Origin of the sequence: Geobacter hydrogenophilus, from assembly GCF_018501225.1 — a bacterium.
GTDB lineage: Bacteria > Desulfobacterota > Desulfuromonadia > Geobacterales > Geobacteraceae > Geobacter > Geobacter hydrogenophilus.
The window spans coordinates 117,224-124,456 of record NZ_JAHCZI010000011.1 but is presented as its reverse complement, the minus strand read 5'-3'; the positions used below and the strand labels follow the sequence as shown (position 1 = coordinate 124,456).

At 58.0% G+C, this 7,233-nt stretch carries 7 protein-coding genes; 3 read left to right on the top strand and 4 right to left on the bottom strand.

Annotated elements, in window-relative coordinates:
* The 4 genes from KI811_RS15155 to KI811_RS15140 all read right to left on the bottom strand — a co-directional run.
* The coding region (locus tag KI811_RS15155; protein ID WP_214187319.1) for an IS3 family transposase at positions 1–392 on the bottom strand (392 nt) is incomplete at its 3' end.
* A 2-nt stretch (positions 393–394) separates the two neighbouring features.
* Entirely contained in the window at positions 395–760 is a 366-nt protein-coding gene (locus tag KI811_RS15150; RefSeq protein WP_214187318.1) for a transposase, read from the bottom strand.
* 85 nt (positions 761–845) lie between these two features.
* Positions 846–1,292, bottom strand: a complete 447-nt coding sequence (locus KI811_RS15145) for a hypothetical protein (RefSeq protein WP_214187317.1) — start codon at positions 1,290–1,292, stop codon at positions 846–848.
* A gap of 203 nt (positions 1,293–1,495) precedes the next feature.
* The gene (locus tag KI811_RS15140) at positions 1,496–2,332 is read right to left on the bottom strand and encodes a BRO family protein (RefSeq protein ID WP_214187316.1); all 837 of its coding nucleotides are present in this window, start codon (positions 2,330–2,332) and stop codon (positions 1,496–1,498) included.
* 422 nt (positions 2,333–2,754) lie between these two features.
* Here KI811_RS15140 and KI811_RS15135 point away from each other — a divergent pair, with 422 nt between their 5' ends.
* The 3 genes from KI811_RS15135 to KI811_RS15125 all read left to right on the top strand — a co-directional run bounded on the left by KI811_RS15135 (position 2,755) and on the right by KI811_RS15125 (position 7,196).
* Positions 2,755–3,903, top strand: coding sequence for an iron-containing alcohol dehydrogenase (locus KI811_RS15135; RefSeq protein ID WP_214187315.1), 1,149 nt, complete (start codon positions 2,755–2,757; stop codon positions 3,901–3,903).
* 12 nt (positions 3,904–3,915) lie between these two features.
* Complete coding sequence (locus tag KI811_RS15130; RefSeq protein ID WP_214187314.1) at positions 3,916–5,571, top strand: GAF domain-containing sensor histidine kinase; 1,656 nt, start codon at positions 3,916–3,918, stop codon at positions 5,569–5,571.
* A gap of 101 nt (positions 5,572–5,672) precedes the next feature.
* Positions 5,673–7,196 (top strand): sigma-54-dependent transcriptional regulator, encoded by a 1,524-nt coding sequence (locus tag KI811_RS15125; RefSeq protein WP_214187313.1) that lies wholly within the window; start codon positions 5,673–5,675, stop codon positions 7,194–7,196.
* Positions 7,197–7,233 lie beyond the last annotated feature (37 nt).

Here is a 7,233-nt window from a genome sequence, read left to right as displayed (position 1 = left end):
GATTGAGAAGTTCTCTCCCAGGGAGTGGTACACTTTTCAATTCCCGTAACTGGTACACTTTTACGTTCCCATTGACAGACGATCCCATAGCTGTGGTTCGGGATGCTGTCAAAGAACTTCTTGACGCCGGGTTTGAGCCGGTAGATCCGCGCACAGCGGGCCTTGAGGCCTCGGCTGCGCATCAGCCGCTCGACACGCTTGCGACCGACACGGATGCCACTCTTGCGAAGCTGATCGTGAACCCTGGGGCTGCCATAGAGACAGCGGCTCTTGCGGTGGATCGTCTCGATCTTCTGCCCGAGGGTTTCGTCGGCGAGGCGGCGCTGGCTCTGGCCCCGGCACTTCCAGGCATAGTAGCCGGCCCGAGTGACCCCGTAGAGCCGACACATCATCTTTACTTCGTGTCTTTTCCGGTTCTGCTCGATGAAGGCGTAGATTTCTGCTTTCGTTCGGAACAGAACCGGATGGCTTTTTTTAAGAGTTCATGCTCCTCCTTCAAGCGAGCATGCTCTTTCTCCAGCTGCCGTAGTCGCTGTAACTCTGAAGCGATCGCCGGGGTCTCGATGTCGGGCGTGTCGTTGTCCACGATGAGTCCCTCCCGATACTCCTTACGCCAGCGCGAGAGCATGAACGGGTGGATGTCTAGCGACTCCGCCACGTCTTGTACCTGCACGCCGGACAAGTGACTGAGCTTGACGGCCGTTGCCTTGAACTGCTGGCCGTAACTGCGAATTTTCTTCGGCCCGTTGATTTTTGCCATCCTGACACCTCCGTTAGGTTGAGGTGTCTACACTACCGGGGGAACTTCCCGGTCAGGTCTAGCGGCCTTGTTAGATATCAGATTCTCATTTTAACCGTATTGTATAATGGCCTAAAACATCTCCAGTATCGTTGTTGTAGACATAAATAACTTGGTCCTGCTTTAATCGTTTTCTATCAATTTTGACCGTAAGGTTTCGGATAAATTCCTCTCTACTTGAAAACCCAAACCATCCTTTTTTCTGCTTAGATGATATTGTCAGAGTCCCTTTATCTCCGAGGACATCGATAAGGAATGGAGTTTCAAAAGGTTCTTTACTGTAGAAAACATCTTGAATGTCGATCAAAAGGTATTCAGGTTTTTCAACAAATTTCAGAGACCTTGCCGGTTGTCCTTTTTGATACTCAACTGATTTTACGATTGTAATTCCAGTACTGAAATTGAATCCTTGCGCAACTGTCATTTCAGTCCTAGCCACGCAGACGAACAATAGAGTCAAAATAAATATTCGCATTTTTGTTTTCCTATTCATTATCTAACTCTTTATTGAGCAATTAGAGTGATGCATCTACCTGTAGATGCCTGTATCTATATGTATATGCTTGTATCTACCAGTATATGCAAGGGGTGCATATACTGGTAGATGCTTTGAGGTGTTTGGTCATTTACCTGATGTGGAACCTGTGGGGTCAGGATTGACATTTGGACATTTCCCCCTTTTCCAAGTCCACCACTTCATTTATCCGAAATATTCTCTCTCCCCGGCGGCAGAAAATTTTCCCCGGTCACCACACTCCTGCCGGTATTCTCCTCAAGATCCACCCGCGCTTTCCGGGCAATGCCGCCCCCTTTCTTTCCGGCGACCTTATTTTCCTTCATGCCGGTGGCTGCCATCGTCTCGGCAATCTGGCGGGTGGAGAGTTCGGCCAGGGCGGTAAAAATCAGCTCCGCTTCACTCATGTGATCGCGCAGATTCTGGGTCTTCAGCCCCTTGAGCTTCTTGTGCTCTTTTACGGCGACACCGGCCCATTCCTGATGAATGATGTTGGTCAGGATGGCAAACTCGCTCTCCTTCTTGATGTCGTGCTCTTTCCAGTAATCGGTCAGCTTGTTGCGGGTTTCCTGCCCCATCGTCCGCTGCTGGATCCATTTTTCGCTTCTGCCGTGCTGTTGCCAGTACTCTCTTGCCCGATCCAGTGACCGCGCCGGGTCGGCCATGTCCTGCATCCGCTCGTAGCCGACCTTTGCCAGCCAGAGTTTGATCGGCTCGGCCTTGGGACTGGGGACGGATTGGATCAGGCGCAGCAGGGTTTCAGGCGTTGCGGCATCTGTCAGACGTTGCTTCCCGTCCTCAGCAGTCATTTTCAACTGGTAACAGCTTGTTACCAGTTGACTGCCTTCTTTACCCAAGCGGCCTTTCAGTACTTTCCAATACTTCCGAGCCGTTTGATAATCCGGCTGCTGCAGCAACGCCCGGATGATATCAACCACTGAGAAATACCAGGTTTCGGTTTCCTCGTCGTAAATTCTGCGGATTTGATAATCTTCGAAAATCGCCAGCTTGTTTTTCATGGCACTTGAACCTCTTGTTTGTGTTCGCCAAACCTAACCCTGAAACCAGGGCCAGGGCTTAAATAGCTCGAATTTTATCGCACTTACACCTTGTTAAGTCAATTATTAAAACTGTTTTATCTAGCCAAATTTCTACGCCTCTGAAATCACTCTGCCTGCCGTTTTGTAGGAAGCCGTTGGGAAGGCTTGTTGTCGAGCTAGAAAACAAACCACGCCATATTGGAACACAATGCGTTAAAATGGAGCAGTGGCACCCGTTCCAGAATGAGACGGTGCTGGTGGGCCATTATGGCGCGTAGTGCCGTAAACGGTCGGTTGGCGGCTTTTGCACGGGAATTGCAAACGTATACGGCTGTATACGGCATCGTCCCTGAGGTTTGACGGTGGGGACACGAGGTCTGCCCGTTCCGAAAGGAGACAGTGTGAATATCAGCAAGTTTGTGGCGCCGGAGATCATCTTCGGCCAGGGCTCCCTGAGCCAGATCGGCGAGAGCGCCGCCCGGATCGGCGCCTCCAAGGTGTTTCTGGTGAGCGACGAGGACGTGATCAACGCCGGCTGGGTGGAGCAGGCGCTCCACTACCTCCATGCCGTCGGCCTGGAAACGGAAATCTACTCCTCCCTCACCTCCAATCCGAAGGATTTCGAGGTTATGGAGGGTGCACAACGGTACCTGGCCTCGGGATGTGACGCCATCGTCGCCGTGGGTGGGGGGAGCCCCACCGACGTGGCCAAGGCGGTGGCCATCCTTGCCAGCAACGGGGGGGAGCTGCGCGACTATGAGGGGATCAACAGGATTTCCCGCCCGCTCCCGCCGATGGTGATCGCCCCTTCCACCGCCGGCGCCGGTTCCGAGGTGAGCCAGTTCGCCATTATCGTCGACACCGAGCGGAAGCTGAAGATGTCCATCATCTCCAAGTCCCTGGTGCCGGATATCGCCATCGTCGACCCGGAGCTTCTCAGAACCAAGGATGCCAAGCTGGCGGCCGCCACCGGCATGGACGCCCTGACCCACGGCATCGAGTCCTACGTCTCCCTGGCGGCTACCCCCCTGACCGACATCCACGCCTGCAAGGCGATCCAGCTTATCGCGACTAACCTGCGCCGGGCGGTAGCCGACCGCCAGGACATGGAGGCCAATACCAACATGGCCATGGCGAGCCTCACCGCCGGCATCGCCTTTTCCAACGCCATCCTCGGCGCCACCCATGCCATGACCCACCAGGTGGACGGCCTCCTGGATCAGCACCACGGCGAGGCCAACGCCTCGATCCTGCCGCACGTCATGGAGTTCAACCTCCCGGCCTGTCCGGAGCGCTTCAAGCATATCGCCTGGTCCCTGGGGAAGGACGTTCGCAACACCAGCGTGGAGGAGGGAGCCCGGCTGGCCATCGAGGGAATCCGCGAGCTGATCGCCGACATCGGCCTCGCCAAGGGACTCGGCGACATGGGGCTGCGGGAGGAGTTCATCCCGCTCCTCAGCCGCAACGCCCTGAACGATGCCTGTCTGGTGACCAACCCCCGCAACGCAACCGTCGAAGACATCGAAATGATCTTCCGCAAGGCTATGTAGACGGGGAAAACCATGGAAAACAGGGAAAAGCTGCTGGAGCAGTTGACGGGCGTCGACTCCTCCAAGCTCAACTACTATATCGAGCTGAAAAAGCGCAACCAGGAGATCCTCAAGCAGAACAGCCGCCTGGAGATCCTCCAGCAGTTGACGCGCGACATCAATATCGACATGTCCATGGAGGATATCCTCGAACGGGCGTTCACCAAGTTTCCCCAGACCCTTCCCTGCGATTTTTTCGGTCTTGTGAGGGTCCGTGACGGCGAGCTGCGACTCATGGCCCTGATGCCGCGGGATTTCTGCAGAATCGACAATTTCCCTGCCCACTCACCGACGCTGAACGTTATCAGCAACAGGAAAGCCGGGATTTACAACCTGACGCCGGAAGAACTCTGCCACGTCCAGGTAAATCCCCATTACCCGGGGCCGCTCCGGTCCTTGGCGATTGCTCCCATGTTCCACCGCGACGAGGTGATCGGCGCCCTCATCGTCGCCAGTGTCGTCGACGGGGCCTACAGTGAGGCGGATCTCAGCTTTGTCCAGCATCTGGCCGACCAGCTCTCCATCAGCATCCAGAACGCCCGGCTCTACAAGCAGGTGTCGCGGGCCAAGAAGGAATGGGAGGAGACCTTCCTGGCGGTTACCGACCCGATTTTTCTGGTCGACACCGATTACAACGTCCTGCTTCACAACAACCGGCTTTCTCCGGCAATGAGCGGATTCTGGAACCAGGCGGTGAGCAACAAGTGCTTTGCCAGGCTCCACGGCCGCACCCATCCCTGCGAGAACTGCCCCATCAAGGAGGTCCAGCGGACCGGGAAGCCGGTTTTCCAGCGCTGGCAGACCGACGCGGGGCTGCTCCTCGATATTTCCTACTACCCGGTGTTCAACGAAGAGAAGCAGCTGTCGGCGGTGACGATCATCATCAAGGATGTCACCGACAAGACCAAGATGGAGGCGCAGCTGGTTCAGACGGCGAAGCTGGCGGCCCTGGGGGAGATGGCGGCCGGGGTGGCCCACGAGTTGAACAGCCCCATGACCGTCATCATCGGCACGGCGCAGCTGCTCCTCAGGGAGCTCCAGCAGGATGCCCAGTACGACCGGGCCGAGGTGCTGGAAGACATTGTCAATTCGGGCCTGCGCTGCAAGCGGATCATCCAGAACCTGCTGACCTTTTCCCGGCAGAACCAGCCTCCGGCCACGGATGTCGACCTCAATGCCGAGGTGGAGCGGGTGCTGAGCATGATCCAGTACCAGATCAACCGGAGCCAGATCAAAATTGTCGAGCAGCTTGCCCCCTTCCTGCCGCGGCTCACCGCCAACGGCCCCCAGATCCAGCAGGTGCTGACCAACCTGCTGATCAACGCCCGGGATGCGCTCGGGGAGGTCGACCGCAAGGAGAAGCTCATCACGGTGGCGACGGCGCTGCTGGTGAGGGACCGGAAGAAGTGGGCCGTCCTCAGTGTGAGGGACAACGGCGTCGGCATTGCCCCGGAGAACCTGTCGAAGATTTTTACCCCCTTTTATACGAGCAAGGAGGCGACCAAGGGGACCGGTCTCGGCCTCTCGGTCAGCCTGGGGATAGCCGAGTCCCATAACGGCACCATCGAGGTGGAGAGCCGCCTTGGGGAGGGGAGCACCTTTTCGCTCCTCCTCCCCATCGAACTGTAAGACCCCCCTCAGTCCCCCCTACAAGGTAGGGGGGAAGCGAGCAAAGCGAGCAGGGGGGTGAACGGCCGGAACATACTCAAAAGCCAACGGCGGAGTGTTATATGTCACAGATACAAGTGCTCATCATCGACGACGAGACGGACGTCTGCACCTTTTTCCGTCGCCTGCTGACGCGGAAAGGGTATGGCGTCGTCACGGCGTCCAGCGAAACGGAGGCGCTGCAGGCCTTGGCGGAACAGAGCTTCCATGTGGCGATGGTAGACCTCAAACTGCCGGATACCGACGGCCTGACCCTCCTGCAGGCAATCAAGGCCCGGCAGCCCGCCTGCGAAGTCATCATCATGACCGGCTACAGCACCATCAAGACGGCAGTCGCGGCCATGCAGCTGGGGGCCTACGAGTACCTGGAAAAGCCCTTTGATGACATCGACGAAATCGAGGCCCTGATCGAGAAGGCCGCCAGCCACGGGTTCAACCTCCAGCAGGGGAGCGCCGCCGCCGAGGAGTGGGCCGAGGTGGCCCGGGCCGTCGGTTTCCAGGTGGGGGCATCCCCGGGCATGAGGCGGCTCGTATCCGTGGTCCACAAGATCGCCACCAAGAATGTCACCGTGCTGATCCAGGGGAGCACCGGCACCGGGAAAGAGGTCCTGGCCCGCTTTATCCACTCCGCATCGGGACGGGCGGACCAGGCGTTCATTCCGGTCAACTGCGGTGCACTGCCGGAGAACCTCCTGGAAAGCGAGCTCTTCGGCCACGAGAAAGGGGCCTTCACCGGCGCGGCCCAGCCCCGTCGCGGCATCTTCGAACTGGCCAACCGCGGCACCCTGTTCCTCGATGAAATCGGCGATGCCAGTCCGCAAATTCAGGTGAAGCTGCTGCGGGTGCTGGAAACCGGCGAGTTCATGCGGGTAGGGGGTGAAAAACCCATCAAGACCGACGTGAGGGTGATTGCCGCCACCAACGTGGACCTGGAGCAGGCCATCCGGGAGAAGACGTTCCGCGAAGATCTCTACTACCGGCTCAACGTGGTCCGGCTCGAAATCCCGCCGCTCCGCTCCCGTTCCGAGGACATTCCCCAACTGGCGGAGCACTTTGTCCGTCAGCTCAATGCCGCGCTGCGGATTTCACCCCAGGCGCTGCGCCTCCTGCAGGGGTACGGCTGGCCGGGCAACATCCGCCAGCTTGCCAATGTCATGCGGCGCGCCGTGGTCATGTGCAGCGGCGACACCATCCTCCCCGAACACCTGGAGAGCACCCTGCTGAGCGGCGTCTCCGGTGCCGTCGAAGATCTCTCCTCCCTTGCCGCCGGAGAAGGCGGTTCACTTTCCCTGAAACGGTTCCTGGAACAATCTCCCCGTGCCGAGGATATCCAGAAGCTGCCCCCGGAGGAGCTGCAGGGAATGCTCGATTCCCTCCGCGCTCTGGAAACCAGACTGGTCTCGGCCATGGGGGAGAGGGGGCTCGGGACACCGGTCCGAAAGTGCCTCAAGGATACCGAGGAGGAAACCATCAGGCAGGCACTGGAACAGTACCGGTGGAACATCACCGAGACGGCGAAGGTGCTGGGCATCGGCAGGAACACCCTTTACCGCAAGATCAAGCAGTATGGGCTGGGGAGTTCCTGAGGGGGTGGCGGCGGGTTTTGAAGCGGCGGGAAGGGGA

Coding starts and splice junctions, on each gene's coding strand:
- KI811_RS15150 (WP_214187318.1), bottom strand. CDS start 760: ATGGCAAAAATCAACGGGCCGAAGAAAATTCGCAGTTACGGCCAGCAG.
- KI811_RS15145 (WP_214187317.1), bottom strand. CDS start 1,292: ATGAATAGGAAAACAAAAATGCGAATATTTATTTTGACTCTATTGTTC.
- KI811_RS15140 (WP_214187316.1), bottom strand. CDS start 2,332: ATGAAAAACAAGCTGGCGATTTTCGAAGATTATCAAATCCGCAGAATT.
- KI811_RS15130 (WP_214187314.1), top strand. CDS start 3,916: ATGGAAAACAGGGAAAAGCTGCTGGAGCAGTTGACGGGCGTCGACTCC.
- KI811_RS15125 (WP_214187313.1), top strand. CDS start 5,673: ATGTCACAGATACAAGTGCTCATCATCGACGACGAGACGGACGTCTGC.